Annotated in this window: 23 protein-coding genes and 1 pseudogene; 11 read left to right on the forward strand and 13 right to left on the reverse strand. The window is 48.7% G+C overall.

The genetic code is table 11. The features are described from left to right. The first annotated feature begins 5 nt into the window (after nt 1–5). Both trpB and trpA read left to right on the forward strand, forming a co-directional pair. On the forward strand, nt 6–1,199 hold the full coding sequence (gene trpB, locus ACHHZ7_RS11020) for a tryptophan synthase subunit beta (protein WP_003020645.1): 1,194 nt from the start codon (nt 6–8) through the stop codon (nt 1,197–1,199). Further along, entirely contained in the window at nt 1,199–2,005 is an 807-nt protein-coding gene (gene trpA, locus ACHHZ7_RS11025) for a tryptophan synthase subunit alpha (RefSeq protein ID WP_008784942.1), read from the forward strand. The genes trpB and trpA overlap by 1 nt, the downstream gene beginning before the upstream one ends. A gap of 32 nt (nt 2,006–2,037) precedes the next feature. On the opposite strand, the gene ACHHZ7_RS11030 is transcribed toward trpA, so the two are convergent. After that, entirely contained in the window at nt 2,038–3,510 is a 1,473-nt protein-coding gene (locus ACHHZ7_RS11030; protein ID WP_395149068.1) for a GGDEF domain-containing protein, read from the reverse strand. A gap of 184 nt (nt 3,511–3,694) precedes the next feature. Continuing rightward, on the reverse strand, nt 3,695–3,970 hold the full coding sequence (locus ACHHZ7_RS11035; protein ID WP_003833349.1) for a hypothetical protein: 276 nt from the start codon (nt 3,968–3,970) through the stop codon (nt 3,695–3,697). Between the two features lie 259 nt (nt 3,971–4,229). Between ACHHZ7_RS11035 and ACHHZ7_RS11040 the strand changes: the two genes are divergently transcribed. Beyond that, nucleotides 4,230–4,667 carry a hypothetical protein gene (locus ACHHZ7_RS11040; RefSeq protein WP_223240868.1) on the forward strand — a complete coding sequence of 146 codons (438 nt, stop codon included), beginning with the start codon at nt 4,230–4,232 and terminating at the stop codon, nt 4,665–4,667. 392 nt (nt 4,668–5,059) lie between these two features. Here the strand turns inward: ACHHZ7_RS11040 and ACHHZ7_RS11045 are convergent, their stop codons facing one another. After that, nucleotides 5,060–5,776: a YebC/PmpR family DNA-binding transcriptional regulator gene (locus ACHHZ7_RS11045; RefSeq protein ID WP_003020658.1), complete on the reverse strand. Its 717-nt coding sequence runs from the start codon at nt 5,774–5,776 to the stop codon at nt 5,060–5,062. A gap of 429 nt (nt 5,777–6,205) precedes the next feature. Next, a complete protein-coding gene (gene ompW, locus ACHHZ7_RS11050; RefSeq protein ID WP_003833354.1) occupies nt 6,206–6,844 on the reverse strand; it encodes an outer membrane protein OmpW in 639 nt (212 codons plus the stop codon). 292 nt (nt 6,845–7,136) lie between these two features. Here ompW and ACHHZ7_RS11055 point away from each other — a divergent pair. The 4 genes and pseudogenes from ACHHZ7_RS11055 to yciA form a co-directional block, all read left to right on the forward strand. Continuing rightward, nucleotides 7,137–7,214: pseudogene (locus ACHHZ7_RS11055) on the forward strand (YkgJ family cysteine cluster protein); the annotation flags it as partial. A gap of 28 nt (nt 7,215–7,242) precedes the next feature. After that, nucleotides 7,243–7,986, forward strand: a complete 744-nt coding sequence (locus ACHHZ7_RS11060) for a YciC family protein (RefSeq protein WP_003020663.1) — start codon at nt 7,243–7,245, stop codon at nt 7,984–7,986. A 54-nt stretch (nt 7,987–8,040) separates the two neighbouring features. After that, entirely contained in the window at nt 8,041–8,580 is a 540-nt protein-coding gene (locus ACHHZ7_RS11065; RefSeq protein ID WP_003020667.1) for a septation protein A, read from the forward strand. A 165-nt stretch (nt 8,581–8,745) separates the two neighbouring features. Continuing rightward, nucleotides 8,746–9,147 carry an acyl-CoA thioester hydrolase YciA gene (yciA, locus tag ACHHZ7_RS11070; RefSeq protein WP_008784945.1) on the forward strand — a complete coding sequence of 134 codons (402 nt, stop codon included), beginning with the start codon at nt 8,746–8,748 and terminating at the stop codon, nt 9,145–9,147. A 64-nt stretch (nt 9,148–9,211) separates the two neighbouring features. Here the strand turns inward: yciA and tonB are convergent, their stop codons facing one another. Continuing rightward, nucleotides 9,212–9,940, reverse strand: a complete 729-nt coding sequence (tonB, locus tag ACHHZ7_RS11075; RefSeq protein ID WP_168978222.1) for a TonB system transport protein TonB — start codon at nt 9,938–9,940, stop codon at nt 9,212–9,214. 215 nt (nt 9,941–10,155) lie between these two features. Between tonB and ACHHZ7_RS11080 the strand changes: the two genes are divergently transcribed. Next, a complete protein-coding gene (locus tag ACHHZ7_RS11080; protein WP_060682121.1) occupies nt 10,156–10,452 on the forward strand; it encodes a YciI family protein in 297 nt (98 codons plus the stop codon). A 50-nt stretch (nt 10,453–10,502) separates the two neighbouring features. Here ACHHZ7_RS11080 and ACHHZ7_RS11085 read toward each other — a convergent pair whose 3' ends face one another. Further along, a complete protein-coding gene (locus ACHHZ7_RS11085) occupies nt 10,503–10,676 on the reverse strand; it encodes a YciY family protein (RefSeq protein ID WP_094301000.1) in 174 nt (57 codons plus the stop codon). Nucleotides 10,677–10,818: 142 nt separating this feature from the next. Between ACHHZ7_RS11085 and cls the strand changes: the two genes are divergently transcribed. Next, on the forward strand, nt 10,819–12,279 hold the full coding sequence (gene cls / locus ACHHZ7_RS11090) for a cardiolipin synthase (protein WP_003020687.1): 1,461 nt from the start codon (nt 10,819–10,821) through the stop codon (nt 12,277–12,279). Nucleotides 12,280–12,313: 34 nt separating this feature from the next. Further along, the gene (locus tag ACHHZ7_RS11095) at nt 12,314–12,643 is read left to right on the forward strand and encodes an HI1450 family dsDNA-mimic protein (RefSeq protein WP_003020691.1); all 330 of its coding nucleotides are present in this window, start codon (nt 12,314–12,316) and stop codon (nt 12,641–12,643) included. A gap of 37 nt (nt 12,644–12,680) precedes the next feature. On the opposite strand, the gene ACHHZ7_RS11100 is transcribed toward ACHHZ7_RS11095, so the two are convergent. From ACHHZ7_RS11100 to ychE, 7 genes are all read right to left on the reverse strand, one after another. Beyond that, complete coding sequence (locus tag ACHHZ7_RS11100; protein ID WP_008784948.1) at nt 12,681–13,517, reverse strand: ion transporter; 837 nt, start codon at nt 13,515–13,517, stop codon at nt 12,681–12,683. Nucleotides 13,518–13,562: 45 nt separating this feature from the next. Continuing rightward, nucleotides 13,563–14,567 carry a murein tripeptide/oligopeptide ABC transporter ATP-binding protein OppF gene (gene oppF, locus ACHHZ7_RS11105; RefSeq protein WP_008784949.1) on the reverse strand — a complete coding sequence of 335 codons (1,005 nt, stop codon included), beginning with the start codon at nt 14,565–14,567 and terminating at the stop codon, nt 13,563–13,565. After that, nucleotides 14,564–15,577 carry a murein tripeptide/oligopeptide ABC transporter ATP-binding protein OppD gene (gene oppD, locus ACHHZ7_RS11110; protein ID WP_060682120.1) on the reverse strand — a complete coding sequence of 338 codons (1,014 nt, stop codon included), beginning with the start codon at nt 15,575–15,577 and terminating at the stop codon, nt 14,564–14,566. The genes oppF and oppD overlap by 4 nt, the downstream gene beginning before the upstream one ends. Before the next feature lie 11 nt (nt 15,578–15,588). Further along, the gene (gene oppC, locus ACHHZ7_RS11115) at nt 15,589–16,497 is read right to left on the reverse strand and encodes an oligopeptide ABC transporter permease OppC (protein WP_003020701.1); all 909 of its coding nucleotides are present in this window, start codon (nt 16,495–16,497) and stop codon (nt 15,589–15,591) included. Nucleotides 16,498–16,511: 14 nt separating this feature from the next. Continuing rightward, on the reverse strand, nt 16,512–17,432 hold the full coding sequence (gene oppB / locus ACHHZ7_RS11120) for an oligopeptide ABC transporter permease OppB (protein WP_003020708.1): 921 nt from the start codon (nt 17,430–17,432) through the stop codon (nt 16,512–16,514). A gap of 232 nt (nt 17,433–17,664) precedes the next feature. Next, nucleotides 17,665–19,296, reverse strand: coding sequence for an oligopeptide ABC transporter substrate-binding protein OppA (oppA, locus tag ACHHZ7_RS11125; RefSeq protein WP_048216252.1), 1,632 nt, complete (start codon nt 19,294–19,296; stop codon nt 17,665–17,667). Nucleotides 19,297–20,067: 771 nt separating this feature from the next. After that, nucleotides 20,068–20,715 carry an NAAT family transporter YchE gene (gene ychE / locus ACHHZ7_RS11130; protein WP_003020714.1) on the reverse strand — a complete coding sequence of 216 codons (648 nt, stop codon included), beginning with the start codon at nt 20,713–20,715 and terminating at the stop codon, nt 20,068–20,070. Between the two features lie 486 nt (nt 20,716–21,201). Between ychE and adhE the strand changes: the two genes are divergently transcribed. Continuing rightward, the gene (gene adhE / locus ACHHZ7_RS11135; RefSeq protein WP_008784953.1) at nt 21,202–23,880 is read left to right on the forward strand and encodes a bifunctional acetaldehyde-CoA/alcohol dehydrogenase; all 2,679 of its coding nucleotides are present in this window, start codon (nt 21,202–21,204) and stop codon (nt 23,878–23,880) included. The last annotated feature ends 86 nt before the right edge of the window (nt 23,881–23,966 follow it).

The following is a 23,966-nucleotide window of genomic DNA, read 5'->3' on the forward strand; positions in this document are numbered from 1 at the left end:
AGGACATGACAACATTACTCAATCCGTACTTTGGTGAATTTGGCGGTATGTATGTGCCACAGATTCTGATGCCTGCCCTGCGCCAGCTGGAAGAAGCTTTTGTCAGCGCACAAAAGGATCCTGAATTTCAGGCGCAGTTTACAGATCTGCTGAAAAACTATGCGGGTCGCCCAACCGCACTGACCAAGTGCCAGAACATTACTCAAGGCACCAACACGACGCTGTATCTCAAGCGCGAAGATTTACTGCACGGCGGCGCGCACAAAACCAACCAGGTGCTGGGTCAGGCGTTGTTGGCGAAGCGCATGGGTAAAACGGAAATCATCGCCGAAACAGGCGCGGGTCAGCACGGTGTTGCATCTGCTCTCGCCAGCGCATTGCTGGGGTTGAAATGCCGTATTTATATGGGCGCGAAAGATGTTGAACGTCAGTCGCCTAACGTTTTCCGTATGCGTTTGATGGGCGCTGAAGTTATCCCCGTTCACAGCGGTTCCGCAACGCTGAAAGATGCCTGTAACGAAGCGCTTCGCGACTGGTCTGGCAGCTACGATACCGCGCACTACATGCTCGGTACGGCAGCTGGTCCGCACCCCTTCCCGACCATTGTGCGTGAGTTCCAGCGCATGATCGGTGAAGAAACCAAGGCGCAGATTCTGGAAAAAGAAGGCCGTCTGCCGGACGCCGTTATCGCCTGCGTGGGCGGCGGTTCTAACGCCATCGGGATGTTTGCCGATTTTATTAATGAAACCAGCGTAGGTCTGATTGGCGTAGAGCCAGGCGGTCACGGGATTGAGTCTGGAGAACACGGCGCGCCGTTGAAGCATGGTCGTGTCGGGATATACTTCGGCATGAAGTCCCCAATGATGCAGACTGAAGAAGGACAGATTGAAGAGTCTTACTCTATTTCTGCAGGGCTGGACTTCCCGTCAGTTGGGCCACAGCATGCGTACCTGAACAGCATTGGTCGCGCCGATTATGTTTCAATCACCGATGATGAAGCACTGGAAGCCTTCAAAACGCTGTGTCTGCACGAGGGAATTATTCCGGCACTGGAGTCCTCCCATGCCCTGGCGCACGCGTTGAAAATGATGCGTGAGAATCCGGAAAAAGAGCAGTTACTGGTGGTTAATCTCTCCGGTCGCGGAGACAAAGACATTTTCACCGTACACGATATTCTGAAAGCGCGAGGGGAAATCTGATGGAACGTTACGAAAACCTGTTTGCACAGCTGAAGGACCGCAAAGAAGGCGCTTTTGTCCCCTTCGTAACCCTGGGCGATCCGTCTGTTGAGCAGTCACTGAAAATCATTGATACGCTGATTGAAGCCGGTGCCGACGCGCTTGAGCTCGGCATTCCGTTCTCCGATCCGCTGGCAGACGGTCCGACCATACAGGAAGCCACCCTGCGAGCGTTTGCCGCCGGCGTTACACCGTCGCAATGCTTTGAAATGCTGGCGCTGATTCGCCAGAAGCATCCGACGATTCCCATTGGGTTGCTGATGTATGCCAACCTGGTCTTTAGTAAGGGCATTGATGAATTTTACGCCCATTGTGAGAAAGTCGGTGTGGATTCTGTGTTGGTAGCCGATGTGCCGGTTGAGGAGTCAGCTCCGTTCAGAACTGCAGCGCTGCGCCACAACATCGCGCCGATTTTCATCTGCCCGCCGAACGCTGATGAAGAACTGCTACGCCAGATTGCCTCTTATGGTCGTGGCTACACTTATCTGCTTTCACGTGCAGGTGTGACCGGTGCCGAAAATCGTGCGGCATTACCGCTGCATCATCTGGTCGAAAAGCTGAAAGAATATGGTGCGCCACCTTCTTTACAGGGCTTTGGTATTTCTGCGCCTGAACAGGTCGCTGGTGCTATTGAAGCCGGTGCCGCCGGTGCAATTTCCGGCTCGGCAATTGTGAAAATCATTGAGAAAAATGTTGCGGCACCGGAACAGATGCTGGCTGAGCTGAAAGCGTTTGTCAGCACGATGAAAGCCGCCACCCACCAGTAAGCTAAATCAACCGCCAGAAATTTCTGGCGGTTTTATCCTTCTTTCGTGTGCTTCATTCTATACATAGCGCTATCCGCATTCTGAATGGCCGCATCAAGTTCACCATTCACCTCTGCAATCCCCCACGATACTGACAATAGCACGGTATGGCCATCCACCACAAACACATGGCTGGTCACCTGCCCACTAATACGTTGCGCGATTGCTATAGCGTCAGTTGCCTGCGATCGAAACAGCAGGATCATAAATTCATCCCCGCCGGTACGAATCACAATATCGTGACTGGTGCGGGTGTTTGACAGCATTCTGTTGGCGATAATTTGCAGCGCACGATCGCCTGCCGCGTGGCCCCAGGTGTCATTGACGGCCTTGAACTTATTACAGTCAAGTAGCACCACCGAGCAGTGTGATAAATCCCGACGCTTGATGATGTCGAGAATTCGGCGGTTAAAACAGCCGGTCAGAGTATCGATATAAACTTTTAGGTCGCTTTCGTTTAGCCATGACTTTAACGAGAAGCTAATGATGATGAAAAAGAACGGTGCCAGCAGGATAACAATCCCGGCATGTGCGTCGCGCGCCATAAAACGGCCTAATGAAAGCGAATAGTGCAGCGCATATTTCTCCGAAAAATTACGCACCATAAAGCGGGATTGACCGGTACATTTACCGGATAAACAGAGACTCTCATGGTTTGTTAAATTCACCAACTCCACATTCAGCTCCGGTGGAACTTGATAGTCAAATGCCTGCGCCAACGCTTCCTGCAATTCGGATTTTGAATGGTCATAGACCAGATAGGCTACGATTTGGTCTGATATCTCTTTGCCAGACAGATCGTAGATATAACTCACCACGCTGTAAGCTTTTTCACCGGTAATTTTATCGGTATAGAAATTCGTTGAACTGAGGGCTTTGTTTTTGACGTTTTTTTGCAGCAATCGGGTATAGAAATCGACGGGCGGGTAGAAAAATTGAGTGATATCCCGCGCCATTTCAGAATTTGAGAAGCTGAAATTGCGTGAATCGGAAGCCATAAACCAGTAAAAATAATCTGAATTTTTGGCGATGATATAACGATGTGCATCGAAGCTGCCCGGGTTTAGCTCATTGACCATACCGCGAATAAATTCAGCCGCCGTATACATACACAGCGCGTTGTGACTGGTTTGCTGGGCAACCATTGTCCCCGTCGCCGAATGCAGTCGCTTTGGATCGGCGTTAATTCCCCATTCATCCTCATCCCGGAGAACAAATTTTGAAATATCGCCGCATTGTTCCCCCGTTTTGATATGGTGATAACGCTCACCAATCGCATCGGCGATCAGCTCGTTATCGTTAAAAATGTCCATCATGCGCGCTTGCAGGCGGTTGACACCTTCGCTGGCAGCGGCCATTCGCTGTTCATAAATAATAAACAGAAACAACGAAGTAAATATCAACGTAATGAGCCCTGATACCAGCAGTGCCTGCCTGTTTCTGAGCTTATCCTGCACAATCTTCACGAGTCCACCCTGATAGTTAACAGTATTGCCAAATCGGTTACCCGTTTATGTTGTTGCATAACAGCGTTGTACGTTGATAGAGAATGTTTGCCACTCCGAAGCAGGTAAGTTGATGTAGCCCGCAGTCGCGCTTAGGTTACAGATTTATACATTAAAAGCACATATTTGTTAACATAAGCGCAAACTAATCATCACCTTCGATAGGATATCCTGCCCGCCGGATGGCCTCGCGGCAGTCGTTTACGCCTGCGGCATAGCCCGCCTCAATCTCACAAACCGGACTTGCGCTGCAATAAGGTAGTGTAACCGGAGTCGCAATAATTTTCTCCAGCGCCTCAATTTTATCCATGTAAAGCAATAACTCACGTGCAGCACTCACGGCAAACGCTGCCGTTTGGTCTTCGGAGAACGGTTCCAGAAGTGTGATTTTTTGCTGTAGCAGATGGCGGGTCAACATCATCAGCAATACCCTCAAAGTTGGTTTGCTTAAAGAGTAGCACTACATCAAAGGGGAGAAAGGCTCGATGTTTTCCCCAGAATGTTTAAATGAAGAACGAGGGGAATGTTTCCTGGTTGCTAACCACTATCAGGCATGCTCGGAATCTATACAGTTCAATCATCCTGGTTGTGCAGCTATTAATTAAGTTGACTTCAAAAAGTCCCTTGCGAGACACTGCTTTAAAGCATGCCAAATATGGGTGAACTTGTTGAGACATCTGTTGATTAAATTAGTTGTGTTAAGCGTTGGATTTTTAAGCGCTGGGGACATACTGGCAAATACTCCGGAACAGGTAGTCACCGCTTTCCAGAGGGATTATAAATATTGGAATGACCAGTCATTTCAGAGAAATCAGAACGATGGAAAGCAAGAAGTTATGCTCCAGGCCCAGAAGGGTTGGAATGAGCTTTTGAAAAAATATACAAAACCTGGTTTTCAGGGCGAGCCTATAGCTTTTGGTTCTGAGTCTAGTCATGACCCTGAGCAAGAGAAGATCATATCGGTTCAGATTACTGAAAAAATAGCGGTCGTAACGACAAAATTATCAAGGCAGTATTATTCACCTATTTATGAATATCAGTTGTCCAAAGAAAATGATACCTGGTATCTATCTCAGATTTTTTTAGTTGATGACGATGGAAAATATCCGAGTTTGTAATAACAGTGTACTTGTACTCATTGTTTCCATACTGCCTGAGACTGTCAATCGCTGGACGACTCTGAGCGTGAAGCGGACCACACTATCTGATGAAAAGCTTCACTCATAATGTCGGGACAGCGATAAGTGAGGAACTCACGTTGTGCTTGCATCAGAATGATCTGGAATGATGGAGTTAACATCTCAATTGTTCATAGCGGCGCTGAGTGGATGCAGGATATCGCGTACTTATAAAGTTAAGGCCAGAGATTTTAATTATTACATTTTCTTTTTAAAGATAGTGGTTTTTATCTATTTTTTAGAATAGACATATCTGGCCAGACATTCTTCTTCATAACAACTCTATGAGTTAAAAAAAATCTGCCATAATGACAGATTCCTTTAATCTATCATTAGAGATTTGCAACGTTATGATATACTTTTTGAACATCATCGTCATCTTCAAGGGCATCAACAAGCCCTGCAAAGACTTCTAAATCTTCTGGTGAAAGTTCAATTTCTGATTGAGCAATCATCTCTAATTCTGTGGTAGAGAATTCAGTAATCCCTGCTGCTTTTAGAGCTGCAATGCCTTTGTGAAGATCTGTAGATTCAGTATAAATAACGATGTTTCCTTCTTCTTCGGTTACATCACGAACATCTACTTCAGCATTAAGCAAAATTTCAAAAATATGATCAGGATCTGTTCCTTCGAATACAATCACTCCGGTATTGTCAAACATATAGCTGACAGAACCAGCCGCCCCGATATTCCCACCTTTTTTATTAAAAATTGAGCGGACATTAGCAATCGTACGGTTAACATTTGAAGTCAATGTTTCAGCGATAATCAGTGAGCCACTGGGACCAAAGCCTTCATAACGCCCTTGCACGAACGTTTCATCGCTGCCGCCTTTGGCTTTATCAATGGCTTTATCAATAACGTGTTTTGGAACCTGCGCTTGTTTCGCACGTTCAATAACGAATTTTAAAGATGTATTTAATTCTGGGTCTGGTTCGCCTTGTTTAGCAGCTGCATAAATTTCTACACCGAATTTTGCATATACATTAGACGTTGCACCGTCTTTAGCTGTTTTTTTAGCAACAATATTTGCCCACTTACGTCCCACTGGAATGATCTCCTCGAAAATTCATTTACATAGTCGACAGGTAAATAACCTAGCATTACATTATATCATGATGTATAAATCCTCGTCCATGAAAAATAAAATATCCAAATTTTACGATATGTTACTTTAATTTTATCAATAGTTAACATTTTGGATAAATTATCCCCTGACTATCTTCAGGTTTTTTTGTGCGTAATAAATGAACCGCAACAATAATGCATAAGAGAAGAGAAACAAAAGTAATATTCCAGACAAACACTTCTACTATTAAAGTTGCTGCTGCACTGCTTATAGCGAGGTATCGACACACAAATTTTGTCAGGCCAGAGGCGCAAAATAATGGCCGATCAAGACAACGACACGCGCGGAAAAGAATGAAAAAAAACTGGTCATTTGATGACCAGTTTTGCAGGGGTTTTACAGAAGAACTTAAAAACGATAACCCGCAGAGAACATAAACACCCACGGATCGAGGCGTACACTGTCTCGCTGCTGGACGCCACCCATTTTATAGCTTGCGGTGGTATCGATATCCATGTACCAGACCGACATGTTAATCAGCCAGTCGCGGTTAATCAGATAGTCCATACCGACTTGCCCTGCTGCACCCCAGGAATCTTTCAGGCTCAGGTCCGATAACCCCGTTTCTTTACCGTTATCGTTAAAGCCTTCATCGAAGAAGGTCGTGTAGTTCACCCCAACACCTACGTACGGACGCAGTTTACTGCTGGAGTCACCGAAGTACCACTGCGCCATTAACGTCGGCGGTAGATGATGTACGGTGGCAATATCACCCGTTGCAGCAGTGCCGATTTTATGGCGGAACGGCGTAGCTGCCAGTAATTCAACACCGATATTGTCGGTTGCCATGTAGGTAAATGTCAGGCCCAACTGCGTGTTATTGCTGACATCAAAGCCACCTAAGCTGCCCAGCGTACCACCTGCACCCTCCGTCGGCCTGACGGTGGCTGAACCTGCACGAATAAAGAATTCTCCAGCTTCATGCGCAAATGCGTTACCAGAGAGAAGAGTTGTTAAAGCCAATGCTGCAACTGTTAATTTTTTCATGTCCGCTCCATCGTTATGGTTATAAAAGTGGAACGAATATACCCACATTGGAGTAATAAGTGATCTAACATGGATCACATTGACTTTGATAATTTAACATTTATTGATCCAGATTAAGTTAGAACTTGCATTCAAAATCCTGGTTAAATTAATTCAGATCAATTTTGATATATTTTCAATGTGCAAGTACCTCCAGCTCATTGCTGATGGGTGATGGATATCTGCGCGTGATGCGCAGATAACAAACAGCGTTCATGCACGACGCTGAAGTCATAGCCAAAAATTACTGCAGCTTTACAAAGATATGCTTTTCCATACATCGCGCGATGCTGCCACTGTAGAGTTATCCAGGGTACAATTGCCCGCAAATGAACACCTGCAAAACTCAAGGAGAGTGCATGTCTATCACGGCGAAATCCGTTTACCGTGACACGGGAAACTTTTTCCGTAATCAATTCATTACCATCTTGCTGGTATCGTTGTTGTGCGCGTTTATCACAGTGGTGTTAGGGCATGCCTTTTCCCCCACTGACGCACAAATTGCGCAACTCAGTGAAGGCGATCAGTTAACCAGCAGCGTGGGGCTGTTCGATCTGGTGCAAAACATGACCCCGGAGCAACAGCAAATTTTGCTACGCGCTTCCGCGGCGTCGACGTTTTCCGGTCTGATTGGTAATGCCATCCTCGCCGGGGGAGTCATCCTGATGATTCAGCTGATTTCAGCGGGTCATCGGGTCAGCGCGTTACGTGCCATCGGCGCCAGTGCGCCAGTGTTACCGAAGCTGTTTATTCTGATTTTTCTGACTACTCTGCTAGTGCAAATCGGTATTATGCTGGTTGTTGTTCCCGGTATTCTGCTGGCGATCCTGCTGGCACTCGCACCGGTGATGTTGGTACAGGACAAAATGGGTGTCTTTGCCGCGATGCGCAACAGTATGCGTCTGGCGTGGTCGAATATGCGACTAGTTGCGCCGGCAGTGATCGGTTGGTTGCTGGCAAAAACGTTGCTGTTGCTTTTTGCGCCAAGTTTTGCAGTACTTACGCCGAATGTAGGCGCGGTATTGGCGAATACGCTGAGCAATATGATCTCCGCCGTGTTGCTGATCTATTTGTTCCGCCTGTACATGCTGATTCGCCAATAAACCCTGAACGCATTCCGGGCTTGTACCCGGTGCTTTTGATTACGGAATCGAAGAATGAAGCAGTTTCTTGATTTTTTACCGCTGGTTGTCTTTTTTGCTTTTTATAAGCTTTACGACATCTATGCGGCGACCTCGGCGCTGATTGTCGCGACGGCTGTGGTGTTGATTTACAGCTGGGTTCGCTATCGCAAGGTCGAGAAGATGGCGTTAATCACCTTTGTCCTGGTGGCCGTATTTGGTGGTTTGACTATTTTTTTCCACAACGATGAATTCATTAAGTGGAAAGTAACGGTGATTTACGGGCTGTTTGCTGGCGCTCTGCTGGTTAGCCAGTGGGTGATGAAAAAGCCGCTGATTCAACGCATGTTAGGTAAAGAGCTGACTCTGCCGCAGCCGGTGTGGTCGAAACTTAATCTAGCCTGGGCCGTCTTTTTCATCCTGTGTGGCCTGGCGAATATCTATATTGCATTTTGGCTACCGCAGAACATTTGGGTCAACTTCAAGGTGTTCGGCCTGACCGCCCTGACTTTATTCTTTACGCTGCTGAGTGGGGTCTATATTTACCGTCATCTGCCGCAAGAAGATAAATCGTAATACATGCTCGCCAGATCTGCGGATCTGGCGAATTTTTATCCCTTCGCGTTCCATAGAGCTGACAACCTGACTTACATCTGCTCTGCACGCCGCATCACCTCTGTTCTCAACGCACAAATTCTAGTAGCATCGCGCCTGTAATCTTTCTCTATAGTCGGTTCTACAATGACAACAACGAATAACACTCCCCAGGGTGAACTGGTTTTACGCACTCTGGCCATGCCTGCCGATACCAACGCGAACGGTGATATTTTTGGCGGCTGGCTGATGTCACAAATGGATATAGGTGGCGCGATTCAGGCCAAAGAGATCGCACATGGTCGTGTGGTAACGGTGCGAGTGGAAGGGATGAGCTTTTTGCGCCCGGTCGCCGTAGGTGATGTGGTGTGTTGCTATGCGCGCTGTGTGAAACGCGGGACAACCTCGATCAGCATCAATATTGAAGTTTGGGTGAAGAAGGTCGCTTCTGAACCTATTGGGCAGCGCTATAAGGCCACCGAAGCTCTGTTTATCTACGTTGCCGTTGATAAAGACGGGAAACCGCGTCCAATTCCCACGTTGGTCTGATAGCACACGTCAGTACTGCTATCCGGCAATCATCACTCTTGATCATTGCCGGACGGCCTGATGCTTACTCGATCTGCGTTGTGCCGTTTAATTTGAAAACAATATTCACCACAAGTCCGGAACCGGGTTTACCAGCTTCATAACGCCATCTACGCATCGCGTTTTTCACTTCACGTTCAAACATATTGGCAGGCTGTGCAGACAGGATTTCCACATTTTCAACCCGGCCATCCGGCGTTACGTTAAATTTGACCTTTACCCGGCCTTCAATGCGCAGCGCCTGAGCTCGCGCCGGATACTGAGGCTGATTACGGCTTAAAGCACGTGGACCCGATGGCGCACTGACCACCGGTTTGCTGGTAGTTGCCGGCGCGGTATTGGTCATTGTGCGCGTAGGTGCCGTATTTTCCAGTGGGGAGGCCGGGCGCGGTTCTGCTGGTTTAACATCGCGTTTCGGTTGCTCTTCCACCTTTTTCACCGGTTTTGGCTTCGGTTTAGGCTTGGGCTTCGGTTTTTCAATCACCACCGGCGCCTCTTTTGGTGGCTCTGGAATCGGTTCAGGTTCCGGTTCAGGCTCGACAACGGGTTCCGGCGGCGGCTGAACGGCCTGAGGCGGTTCGAGATCGGCAGGCGCGACCATCGTGACAGAGATCGGCTGCGCTGGCGCAGGTAGTTCAATAACCTGATGTACCGAGGTATACAGCAAACCAGCCACTATGGCACCATGAATGCCGACAGACAGTAACGTTGGCCAGGGAAAGCGACGAGGTAAATCAAGGGTCATTGAAGTCATAATCGTTTCAGTAAAAAAACCAGGCCCTGATTTTAAATGCAAATAGCAATCATATTCAATAAGCCCGTGATGCTAACTGACATTTAAAACGCGATTTTATGATAAAAAACCACTTTCAGAGTATGGCCTTAACATATCAGTTATCTTTCCGTTGCAGTTGTTAGGCCTTTCCAATAACGTTATTAACGACTTTTACCGTTCAAGGAGCTCTACCCGTGCTGTATGTTATTTACGCTCAAGATATCGCAGACTCTCTCGAAAAACGTCTTTCCGTGCGCCCTGCTCATCTGGCTCGCCTGCAACTCCTTCATGACGAAGGTCGTTTGCTCACGGCGGGCCCCATGCCAGCGGTCGACAGTAACGATCCCGGTGCGGCGGGTTTTACCGGCTCGACGGTGATTGCCGAATTTGAATCTTTGGAGGCGGCACAGGCGTGGGCAGAAGCCGATCCGTATGTTGCGGCGAGCGTTTATGCGCAGGTTTCAGTAAAACCTTACAAGAAAGTATTTTAAAAAACAGAACAAACGCAGACATTGGGCACCGCCAGCGGTGCCCTTTTAGATCAGATACTGTGGATTGCAAACAGCAACGAGTTGCGTTGATGGTTGAGAATGCACTTTCTGATAGTGTGGATACGCATATTACGACGCGATTGTCCTTCAAGCCAACGTGCTTTACGGCGGCTAGCCTGACGCTGCATCCGCCAGCGTCCCACTTCCGTTCTACTACGCTTCATGTTAACTACTCTTCCAGTCACTGAGCGGCCATTATAACGCCAGACCGAATGCAGACCAGTGGTTTTCCCGTGTTTTTATTTGCCAGATTAATCCTTATGCGTAAACTCTTAACAATACGCTTTCAAAAGGATTTTTAAATTTATGACAACCTTCTACACCGTGGTGAGTTGGCTGGTCATTCTGGGTTACTGGGTACTCATTGCTGGCGTAACGTTACGCATTCTGATGAAGCGACGCGCAGTGCCCTCCGCAATGGCCTGGCTGTTGATCATCTACATTCTGCCATTGGTAGGAATCATTGCTTATCTGTCTTTTGGTGAACTTCACCTGGGCAAGCGACGTGCCGAACGCGCCCGGGCGATGTGGCCTTCAACCGCCAAATGGCTGAACGACCTCAAGGCCTGCAAGCATATTTTTGCCCAGGAAAATAGCAGCGTCGCCTCTTCGTTATTTAAACTGTGCGAGCGTCGTCAGGGAATAGCCGGCGTAAAGGGAAACCAGCTGCAGTTGCTCACCAGTTCAGATGACGTGATGCAGGCGCTGATCCGTGATATTCAGCTGGCGCGCCACAACATCGAAATGGTGTTCTACATATGGCAGCCAGGCGGTATGGCCGATCAGGTAGCCGAGTCGTTAATGGCTGCCGCGAGGCGTGGCATTCACTGTCGCCTGATGTTGGACTCCGCAGGCAGCGTGGCTTTTTTCCGCAGCCCTTGGGCAGCGATGATGCGTAACGCAGGTATCGAGGTTGTAGAAGCGCTGAAGGTGAACCTGATGCGTGTATTTTTACGCCGTATGGACCTGCGTCAGCACCGCAAAATGATCATGATCGATAACTACATTGCTTATACCGGCAGCATGAATATGGTCGATCCGCGTTTCTTCAAACAAGATGCGGGCGTCGGGCAATGGGTTGATTTAATGGCGAGAATGGAAGGTCCTGTCGCCACTGCTATGGGCATTGTCTATTCCTGCGACTGGGAAATTGAGACCGGAAAGCGCATTTTGCCTCCGCCACCGGACGTCAATATCATGCCGTTTGAGCAGGCCAGCGGCCACACCATTCACACTATCGCCTCGGGTCCTGGTTTCCCTGAAGATTTGATTCATCAGGCGCTGCTAACCGCTGCTTATTCAGCGCGTGAATATTTAATTATGACCACCCCCTACTTCGTCCCCAGCGACGATCTGTTGCACGCGATCTGCACGGCAGCGCAGCGTGGGGTTGACGTCAGTATCATTCTTCCACGTAAAAATGACTCCCTGCTGGTTGGCTGGGCAAGCCGGGCCTTTTTCACCGAGCTGCTGGCGGCTGGCGTTAAAATTTATCAGTTCGAAGGTGGCTTGCTGCACACCAAGAGCGTACTGGTCGATGGCGAGCTGAGCCTGGTCGGTACGGTTAACCTGGATATGCGCAGTCTGTGGCTCAATTTTGAAATCACGCTGGTCATTGATGATGCCGGATTCGGTGGCGATCTCGCGGCAGTACAGGATGATTATATTTCGCGTTCCCGCCTGCTTGATGCCCGTTTGTGGGTAAAACGACCACTCTGGCAGCGGATAGCAGAGCGACTGTTTTACTTCTTTAGTCCGTTGCTGTAAAACGTGCCCATCAGACAGTAAACAGGTAGTCATTATGGATATGGATTTGAACAATCGCCTGACCGAAGACGAAACGCTTGAGCAGGCTTATGACATTTTTCTCGAACTGGCTGCGGACAATCTGGATCCAGCCGACATCATTCTGTTCAATTTGCAGTTTGAAGAGCGTGGCGGTGCCGAGTTGTTCGATCCGGCAGAAGACTGGCAGGAGCATGTTGATTTTGACCTGAACCCTGACTTCTTTGCCGAGGTGGTGATTGGTCTGGCAGATACAGAAGACGGCGAGATTAACGATATTTTCGCGCGCGTTTTATTATGTCGCGAAAAAGATCATAAGCTCTGCCATATTCTCTGGCGCGAATAATCAAACAAAAAAGCTGCTCTCGCAGCTTTTTTCATTTTTAACCCGGCAGTTTACTTCCACAGCGGTTACAAAATTGCGCACTATTTTCGTGCTGCGCCTGCTGGCACTGGGGACATTTTCGTTGGTGCCCGCGCTGCTGGAACGCACTGCTCATGTGCGTGGTAATCAATCCCGTCGGTATCGCAATCACCGAGTAACCAATCAGGATAAGCACGGACGCCACCATGCGCCCCAACGGGGTGTGCGGCGTGATATCGCCATAGCCGACGGTGGTTACAGTAACAATCGCCCAATACACCGACGCATTCAGCGTAGTAAACCCATATTTTGGCCCTTCAATCAGATACATCATCGCGCCAAAAACCACCATCAGGATGGCAATAAAGGAATAGAACAGCATCAGCTGATGTCGGGCGCTTTTTAACGCATTCCAGAACACCCGCAGAGAAGGCATAAAGCGCAGCAGCTTGAGAATACGCAGGACGCGCAGGACACGCATCGCTCGCCAGGCGAAAACATAGCTCAGACTGATTTCCGGCCATAGCCACATCACATACAGCGGCAGAATGGTGGCAAGGTCAATTATCCCCCAGAAGCTGAACACATATTTAGCGGGGTTAGCCCAGCAACATAAGCGCAGAAGATATTCGAGGGTGAAGACCAGAGTAATGAAGATCTCCAGCCAGACAAAAACGCGCCATTCCTCAAAGGTTAAATGGTATTGCGTCCCTACTCCGGACTCAATGAAGATAACGATAACGCTGAGCAAGGCAAATAGCGCGCACATACCTTCAAAGCGACGCCCTGAACGGGTATTTAAATCAAATAATTTGCGATAGAGCGCACGGCGGACAGAAGAGACTAAACCTGGCACAGATACCTCACCAAAAAAAGGGCTGACCTTTGTCAGCCCTCAGGATTATAGCGGGTCTACTTTCAGGCAGGAAACTGCATGTCGGAAACTTCCTTCCAGAACCGGGCGCGTTTTTGCGCATTCCGGTCCAGCAATCGGACAGCGCGTACGGAACACGCAACCGGAAGGAGGATTAATCGGGGACGGTAACTCGCCTTCCAGCAACTGAATAACCTTATTCCTTTCCTGATCCGGATCGGGGATTGGCACCGCAGACATCAGCGCTTTGGTATAAGGATGCAGCGGGTTATGGTACACCTCGTCATAAGTCCCTAATTCCACCGCATGTCCGAGATACATAACCAGCACACGGTCGGAGATGTGTTTAACCACCGCGAGGTCGTGGGCAATGAAGATTAACGATAATCCCATTTCGCGCTGAAGCTGTTGCAGCAGGTTAACCACCTGGGCCTGGATTGATACATCCAGCGCCGAAACCGGTTCATCGCAGATAATCAACTTCGGTTCGAGGATCAGCGCGCGGGCAATACCAATACGCTGACACTGGCCACCGGAAAACTCATGTGGGTAGCGGTTAATCAGGTTAGGCAGTAGTCCAACCTTCATCATCATCGCCTTCACACGGTCGCGGACTTCCTGACCAGGAAGATTCGGATGATAAGTTCGCAGCGGTTCGGCAATGATTTCACCAATGGTCATGCGCGGGTTTAACGATGCCAGAGGATCCTGGAAAATCATCTGGATATCGCTGCGCACTTCCCGCCACTCATCGGGTTTCATACCCAGTAAATCTTTACCCAGCCAGGCAACCTTTCCATCGGTGGCCTTCACCAGGCCGATAATCGCACGGGCAAAGGTCGATTTCCCGCAGCCTGATTCACCGACCACGCCCAGGGTTTCGCCCTCATACAGTCGCAGGGTTACGCCATCAACCGCCTTCAGGGTTTTAGACGGTTGCCAGAACCACTGTTTGCCATCTTTAATATCGAAATGGACTTTAAGGTCGGCAATCTCAAGGAGCACTTTACGTTGTTCGGTCACCGTATTCATACCAGTTCCTCCACCGGCTTAAAGCAGGCACGCAGACGGCCTGGGCTAAATTCCTCCAGTGGCGGAGCACTGCTACAGATTTCCATCGCATGCGGGCAACGCGGCTGGAATGGACAACCTTTTGGTAGACGCAGTAGGTTCGGTGGGTTGCCAGGGATAGTGAGCATCTCTTCCCCTTCGGCATCCAGACGAGGTACGGCATTTAGCAAACCAATCGAATACGGATGAACGGGTTTATAAAAGACATCCCGCGCACTGCCGTATTCCATAGTACGTCCGGCATACATCACCAGGACTTTATCGCAAATACCGGCAACAACCCCCAGATCGTGGGTGATCATGATAATCGCGGTGTTGAATTCACTTTTCAGTTCATTCAGCAGCGTCATAATTTGCGCCTGTACCGTCACATCGAGCGCAGTGGTTGGTTCATCGGCAATCAGTAATTTGGGCCTGCACAGCAGCGCCATGGCGATCATTACGCGCTGACGCATACCACCGGAGAATTCATGCGGATACATTTTCATACGCTTACGCGCTTCCGGCATCTTCACCGCATCCAGCATTCTGACCGACTCTTCAAAAGCTTCCGCTTTGCTCATGCCTTTATGCAGCATCAGAACTTCCATCAACTGCTCCCCGACCCGCATGTACGGATTGAGAGACGTCATCGGGTCCTGGAAAATCATCGAGATTTGCTCGGCGCGCAGTTTATTCAGTTCACGTTCCGGTAAATTCAGAATTTCACGCCCGTTGAACGTTGCGGAGCCCCCGATACGACCATTCGCCGCCAGCAGCCCCATCAGGGCAAAGGCCGTCTGCGATTTACCCGAACCGGATTCCCCGACAATACCCAGCGTTTCTCCGGCTTGCAGAGAAAAGTTTAAATCGTTGACCGCAGTTACATCGCCGTCGGGGGTAGCAAACGTCACGCGCAGATCTTTTACGTTCAGCAGTGCGTTAGCCTGTTGTTGCGCGAGCGGCGCGGTTGAGGTTTCAATTACGCTCATGGCTGCACTCCTTAACGGTCTTTCGGGTCGAGGGCATCACGCAGGCCATCGCCAATAAAGTTAAAACAGAACAAAGTGACCACCAGGAAACCTGCCGGGAACAGCAGCAGCCATGGTGAGACTTCCATAGAGTTGGCACCATCACTGAGCAGCGCGCCCCAGCTACTTAACGGTTCCTGCGTACCTAGTCCCAAAAAGCTCAGGAAGGATTCAAACAGGATCATGCTAGGCACCAGCAATGAAGCGTAAACCACCACCACACCCAACACGTTCGGCACAATATGGCGGATAACGATACGCACGGTAGACACCCCGCCGACTTGCGCCGCTTCAATAAACTCTTTGCGCTTCAGGCTCAGCGTTTGTCCACGCACGATACGCGCCATATCCAGCCAGGAGACCATTCCGATAGCGACAAAAATCAGCAGGATATTTTGTCCAAAGAAGGTCACTAGCAGAATCACGAAGAACATGAACGGGAAGGAGTTGAGGATTTCCAGCAGACGCATCATCACCGAGTCGATTTTACCGCCGAGATAGCCCGACAGAGAGCCGTACAGCGTACCGACTACTACCGCGACCAGCGCCGCGGCAATGCCGACCATCAGCGAGATACGCCCGCCAATCGCCACGCGAACCAACAGGTCGCGTCCCGACGAGTCAGTACCGAAATAGTGGCCTGATTCTGTATCCGGCGCGCTGGACATCATGCCCCAGTCGGTATCAAAGTAGGTAAACTGCGACAGCATCGGTGCCAGCGTTACGAACAGCGCAATAATTACCAGCACCACCAGGCTTGCTACCGCCGCGCGGTTATGCATAAAGCGTCGACGCGCGTCCTGCCACAGGCTGCGGCCTTCGACCTCCAGCTTTTCACTGAAATTCTCCAGCGCCTCGCTGTTTTTCTTACTTAACATCATAGCGAGCTCCAGTATCAGTAACGAATTTTCGGGTCGATAACGGCATACAGCACATCGACAATCGCGTTAAACACGATGGTCAGCGTACCCACCAGTATGGTCAGACTAAGAACCAGCGAATAGTCGCGGTTTAACGCCCCATTGACGAACAACTGGCCAATACCCGGCAAACCATAAATGGTTTCAATAACCATCGAACCGGTGATAATGCCGACAAATGCCGGTCCCATATAGGACAACACTGGCAACAGCGCAGGTTTCAACGCATGGCGGAAAATAATCCGCCGCATCGGCAGCCCTTTAGCGCGTGCGGTACGAATAAAGTTAGAGTGCAGTACTTCAATCATCGAACCGCGAGTAATACGGGCGATACTGGCGATGTAGGCCAGTGACAAGGCTACCATCGGCAGGATCATAAATTTCAGCGCCCCGCCGTTCCAGCCCCCGCCGGGTAGCCATTTCAAGGTTATGGCAAATATCATGACCAATAAGGGAGCGACCACGAAACTGGGGATAACCACCCCGGTCATTGCCACCCCCATCACCGTATAGTCCCAACGTGTATTTTGCTTCAGCGCGGCTATCACTCCGGCGCTAACACCGACGAGCACCGCCAGAATAAAGGCTGCCGCACCCAGCTTCGCAGAAACCGGGAAGCTCGAGGCAACGAGGTCGTTAACCGTGTAGTCTTTATATTTAAAGGATGGTCCAAAATCGCCGTGCGCCAGCTGTTTCAGATAGCTGAAGTACTGCGTCGAGATGGGATCGTTGAGATGATATTTCGCTTCAATATTCGCCAGCACTTCTGGCGGCAATGCGCGTTCCCCGGTGAATGGGCTACCCGGCGCAAGGCGCATCATAAAGAATGAAATCGTAATAAGAATAAACAGCGTCGGAATCGCTTCCAGACAGCGACGTAATATAAATTTTAACATTGCCCGTACCTTCTGGCGTGTGCCTTTATACCCGTCATACTTCAAGCTGCAAGTGCGTTGGCTTTGCTCGCTCACGCCAGGAGCTTACTTAAGTAAGCTCCTGGCGATTCGCTGCGTTGCCGCCTTCCTGCAACGTGAATTATTTAGGGTATACCTCTCTTTGTCTAAAGAGGTATATATAGTTCGAAGAAAAAGACACTGTGGGGCAATATGATTGCCCCACGTCTTGCCATTAATGCTTGATAATATACAAGTCTTTAACGTGGATATTATCCATCGGGTCTTTACCGGAGTATCCGCCAACCCATGGTTTCACCAGGCGGGCGTTAACATAGTAATAAACCGGTACAATCGCAGAATCTTTATCCAGCTGCTGTTCCGCTTTCGAATACAGTTCGCTGCGCTGCGCTTCATCCGTCACTTTCAGCGTATCCGCAATCAGCTTATCAAATGCCGGGCTCTTATAGTGGACGGTATTATTGGAGCTGTCGGACAGCACCATATTCAGGAAGGACGTCGGTTCGTTATAGTCCGCACACCAGCCCGCACGTGAAACATCATAGTTGCCCTGATGGCGCGTATCGAGGAACGTTTTCCATTCCTGGTTTTCCAGCTTCACATTAGCACCCAGATTTTTCTTCCAGATAGATGCCGCGGCAATAGCCAGCTTCTTATGCAGGTCTGAGGTGTTATACAGCAGATCAAAGGTCAGCGGTTTCTCAGCGGTATATCCGGCTTCAGCCAGCAGTTTCTTCGCTTCTTCATTACGTTTTTCCTGAGACCACTTGAACCACTCTGGCTCAACCAGTTTCGCGCCATCGGTGTATGGAGGAGTAAAGCTATATGCTGGCAGGTCACCCTGGTTTTTCACTTTATTGACGATAATGTCACGATCCAACGCCAGCTTCAGGGCGGTACGAACACGAACATCGTTGAACGGTGCTTTCTGGTTGTTGATTTCGTAATAATAGGTGCACAGATACGGGTCAACGTGGACTTCGTTCGGGATCTCTTTTTTCAGTTTCTGGAATAACTCAATCGGCATGTTGTTATAGGTCATGTCGATTTCACCGCTGCGATAGCGGTTTACGTCAGTCACTTCAGAAGAAATAGGCAGGTAGGTTACCTGGTTAATAACCGTTTTGGCGTTGTCCCAATAGTTGGTATTACGCTCAAGCACAATGCGCTCGTTCACAACCCAGTCTTTCAGTTTATACGCACCGTTAGTAACGATGTTAGCGGGCTGGGTCCACTTCTCGCCAAATTTTTCAACAGCCGCTCTGGGAACCGGTGAAACGGAAGAGTGCACAAGCAGTTTGTAGAAATAAGGAACGGGTTCGCTGAGGGTAACTTCAAAAGTATGATCGTCGAGAGCTTTTACGCCCAGATCGGTGACCGGTTTTTTACCGGCGATAATATCATCAATGTTGACAATATGACCGTACTGCAAATAACTGGCATACGGTGATGCAGTATTTGGATTAGCCAAACGTTGCCAGCTATACACGAAATCTTGCGCAGTAACAGGCGTGCCGTCAGACCATTTAGCATCTTTACGCAGATGGAATGTCCAGACTTTAAAATCTTTATTTTCCCATTTTTCAGCCACGCCAGGCGATGGTTTGCCATCGACATCACTGATTAATAAACCTTCAAACAGGTCACGGTTAATGTTGGATTCAGGTACACCTTCGATTTTATGGGGATCGAGTGATTGCACTTCCGAACCGTTATTACGCACCAGAGTCTGCTTTTCAGCAAGCTGCACACCCGCTGGCACTACTGCCGCCGTGGCAACATTTCCTGCGACTAGCGCAGTTAAGATCCCCGCAGCTACTAAACTTTTTTTAGTGATGTTAGTCATTGTGTTGTACTCCCTCATTATTATGGCTGGTTTTTTAACCAGACTGTTAATCCTGTCAGGATCCCTGTACGGCACCGGAGATTTTCTGCCGTCAGGTGGTTTATTGTTTTACTGCTTGCTATCACCGACTTTATTTATTCTGGCGATTCGTATGACCGCCTTGCGTCGATTCTCTACGTGCCTCCCCTGCCGGAAACACGCTATTACCCTGTTGAGAGAAACTAACTGCAAATGATTCTCATCAACGTGAATTCTTCTGCATAATACTTGGCCGGAAAGTATCAAATGCGTTTCTTAACCGCCAATACATTTTACAATTTTGTTAACCAATTCTCTTTTATTGGAAATAAATCTCACTTAAAAAGTCTTACGAATGAAGATTTATTATGGGAAGTTCACAAAAATCAATGCATTATGTCGACCATGGTGTTAACCATCCTTTCCTAAGTCAACGCCATGTCAAAATGCACATAAATTTAACAATTGGTTATTAATTAGCACATTCATCTGAAATAAAGGCTGAAATAACTAATAACATTTCGATAATCCTTCAGCAAGCCCCAGAGTATGATGTTAATAAAATAACAGCAGTATCGGTCTTCGCCGGGCGTACTGGGACGTGTTATATCTTTAGAATCAATGGCTAACAGGAGAGTTAATCATCAGCATTTTTTATTATTGCTCTGCTGATTTTCAACTTTAGTGAGAAGTTTTACTGATAATGAAATGAAACGGAGCCGGACACGACTCCGTTTGCACAGAAGAGAGGTTTCAGGCCAGCAAACCAGGGAAAATGGATTTGATGCCTGTAACGATAAATTCGATACCCAAAGCCATTAACAGCAGCCCCATAATACGCGTAATGACGTTGATACCGGTTTGGCCCAACAGGCGCACTAACCATGGTGCCATGCGGAACAGCCCCCAGCAGCACAGGGCAAACAACGCAATCGCTACAAAAAAGCCAAACAGGTTAATCGCACTATGATATCGCGTACCCCAGACAATAGTTGAGCTTATCGCACCCGGTCCCGCCATCAACGGCAATGCCAACGGTACAACGCCGATACTTTCACGGATTGCGGTTTCTGATTTTTCCTGTTTGTTTTGTTTATCTTCCCCTAGTTTTCCGCTAATCATTGACATCGCGATAGTCACAACCAGAATACCGCCAGCGATCCTGAACGAGTCAATTGAGATGCCGAAAAGTTGCAGAATACCATCACCAAGAAACAGCGAAGTCCACAGGATGATTGCGACCGAAAGGTTTGCCGTGAGGTTGGTTTTGTTTCGTGCTGCGGCAGTTTGATAGCTGGTCATACTGATAAAGACGGGGATGATCCCTACCGGGTTGACCAACGCAAATAACCCAATGAAAAATTTAAAATAGACAGGAAAATCAAATAGCGTTTGGATCACGGTTAGCTCCGAAGCGTTAGCCGGATAAAATGAGTCATAAAATTGATAAAATCCGCGCTGAAGATACGCCTTTTGTCAGCATACTTCACCTTCTATCTTCGTATATCAATGTAAATACGCTACCAATACTCAGTGTTATTAATATGTATTAAATATGCTAATGTTATTAGCATTCATTACGTCAATTTATTAACACTTAACGAGAAACGCTAAAAGGGCCTGCTGAAAGGTGTCAGCTTTGCGAATTTTTGATCCAGATCACGCAATTACTACTCAGAAGTGAGTAATCTTGCTTACGCCACCTGGAGGTAACGCGTTAGAGTTAACAGGCGCTAGCGTATAAGCTCTTTTAGTAAATCAAAGTAAAGTGGACGTTAATTAACCGTTTGATTTTCAAACCATTACACAAATTTTCGTCGGTCTGTCTATACTCTCGTATCGAGCAGATGATTTACTAAAAAAGTTTAACATTATCAGGAGAGCATCATGGCTGTTACTAATGTCGCTGAACTTAACGCACTTGTAGAGCGCGTAAAAAAAGCCCAGCGTGAATATGCCAGTTTCACTCAAGAACAGGTTGACAAAATCTTCCGTGCCGCCGCTCTGGCTGCCGCAGACGCTCGAATTCCTCTCGCGAAAATGGCCGTTGCCGAATCCGGCATGGGTATTGTCGAAGATAAAGTGATTAAAAACCACTTCGCTTCTGAATACATTTACAACGCTTACAAAGATGAAAAAACCTGTGGTGTGCTGTCTGAAGACGACACTTTTGGTACCATTACCATTGCTGAACCGATTGGTATCATCTGCGGTATCGTTCCAACCACTAACCCGACTTCTACTGCAATCTTCAAATCACTGATCAGCCTGAAGACCCGTAACGCCATCATCTTCTCTCCGCATCCGCGCGCAAAAGATGCAACTAACAAAGCAGCTGACATCGTTCTGCAAGCAGCAATCGCTGCTGGCGCACCGAAAGATCTGATCGGCTGGATCGATCAACCTTCCGTTGAACTGTCTAACGCGCTGATGCACCACCCGGACATCAACCTGATCCTTGCGACCGGTGGTCCAGGCATGGTTAAAGCGGCATACAGCTCCGGTAAACCGGCTATCGGCGTAGGCGCAGGTAACACCCCTGTGGTTATCGACGAAACCGCTGATATCAAACGTGCTGTTGCATCTGTTCTGATGTCTAAAACCTTCGATAACGGCGTAATCTGTGCTTCTGAGCAGTCTGTCGTCGTGGTTGACTCCGTATATGATGCAGTACGTGAGCGTTTTGCGACTCACGGCGGCTACATGCTGCAGGGCAAAGAGCTGAAAGCAGTCCAGGACGTTATCCTGAAAAATGGCGCGCTGAACGCAGCTATCGTTGGTCAGCCGGCATACAAGATTGCTGAACTGGCAGGCTTCTCCGTACCAGAAACCACCAAGATTCTGATCGGTGAAGTGAAGGTTGTTGACGAAAGCGAACCGTTTGCTCACGAGAAACTGTCTCCGACGCTGGCAATGTACCGTGCGAAGGACTTCGAAGACGCAGTTATCAAAGCTGAAAAACTGGTTGCGATGGGCGGTATCGGTCATACCTCTTGCCTGTACACTGACCAGGACAACCAGCCAGAGCGTGTTGCTTACTTCGGTCAGATGATGAAAACCGCACGAATCCTGATCAACACCCCTGCTTCTCAGGGTGGTATCGGTGACCTGTACAACTTCAAACTCGCACCTTCCCTGACTCTGGGTTGTGGTTCCTGGGGTGGTAACTCCATCTCTGAAAACGTTGGTCCTAAGCACCTGATCAACAAGAAAACCGTTGCTAAGCGAGCTGAAAACATGTTGTGGCACAAACTTCCGAAATCTATCTACTTCCGTCGTGGCTCTCTGCCAATCGCACTGGATGAAGTGATTACCGATGGTCACAAACGTGCGCTGATCGTGACCGACCGCTTCCTGTTCAACAACGGTTATGCAGACCAGATCACCTCCGTTCTGAAAGCTGCTGGCGTTGAAACCGAAGTGTTCTTTGAAGTTGAAGCTGACCCGACTCTGACCGTTGTTCGCAAAGGTGCTGAGCTGGCTAACTCCTTCAAACCAGACGTAATCATCGCACTGGGTGGTGGTTCCCCGATGGACGCCGCGAAAATCATGTGGGTTATGTACGAGCATCCGGAAACTCACTTCGAAGAACTGGCACTGCGCTTTATGGACATCCGTAAACGTATCTACAAGTTCCCGAAAATGGGCGTAAAAGCGAAGATGGTTGCAGTTACCACCACTTCCGGTACCGGTTCTGAAGTGACTCCGTTTGCGGTCGTTACCGACGATGCAACTGGGCAGAAATACCCGCTGGCAGACTACGCGCTGACTCCGGATATGGCGATTGTTGACGCCAACCTGGTTATGGATATGCCGAAGTCACTGTGTGCGTTCGGTGGTCTGGATGCCGTCACTCACGCTCTGGAAGCTTACGTTTCAGTACTGGCTTCTGAGTTCTCTGACGGTCAGGCTCTGCAAGCGCTGAAATTGCTGAAAGAAAACCTGCCAGCGTCTTACCATGAAGGTTCTAAGAACCCGGTAGCGCGTGAGCGTGTACACAGTGCAGCAACTATCGCTGGTATCGCGTTTGCTAACGCCTTCCTGGGTGTATGTCACTCAATGGCGCACAAACTGGGTTCTCAGTTCCACATTCCTCACGGTCTGGCGAACGCCCTGCTGATCAGCAACGTTATTCGTTATAACGCGAACGACAACCCGACTAAACAGACTGCATTCAGCCAGTACGACCGTCCGCAGGCACGCCGTCGCTACGCTGAAATCGCAGACCATCTGGGTCTGAGCGCACCGGGTGACCGTACTGCCGCGAAAATCCAGAAACTGCTGGGCTGGTTGGAAGAAATCAAAGCTGAACTGGGTATTCCTAAGTCTATCCGTGAAGCTGGCGTTCAGGAAGCTGACTTCCTGGCACACGTGGACAAACTGTCTGAAGATGCGTTTGACGATCAGTGTACTGGTGCTAACCCACGTTACCCGCTGATTTCTGAACTGAAACAGATCCTGCTGGATACCTACTACGGTCGTGAGTATAGCGAAGGTCAGACCGCCGCTAAGACTGAAGCAGTAGCTGCACCGAAAGCAGAAAAGAAAGCGAAGAAATCCGCTTAATTTGCTCAGATAAGTTTTAGCTTCATCATAAACGGTCCCAATTGGGGCCGTTTTTTTCGTCTTGTGTTATGAAAATCGGGGAATAC

The sequence above is a fragment of the Citrobacter freundii complex sp. 2024EL-00216 genome, from assembly GCF_043945515.1.
GTDB classification, from domain to species: Bacteria; Pseudomonadota; Gammaproteobacteria; order Enterobacterales; family Enterobacteriaceae; genus Citrobacter; species Citrobacter portucalensis.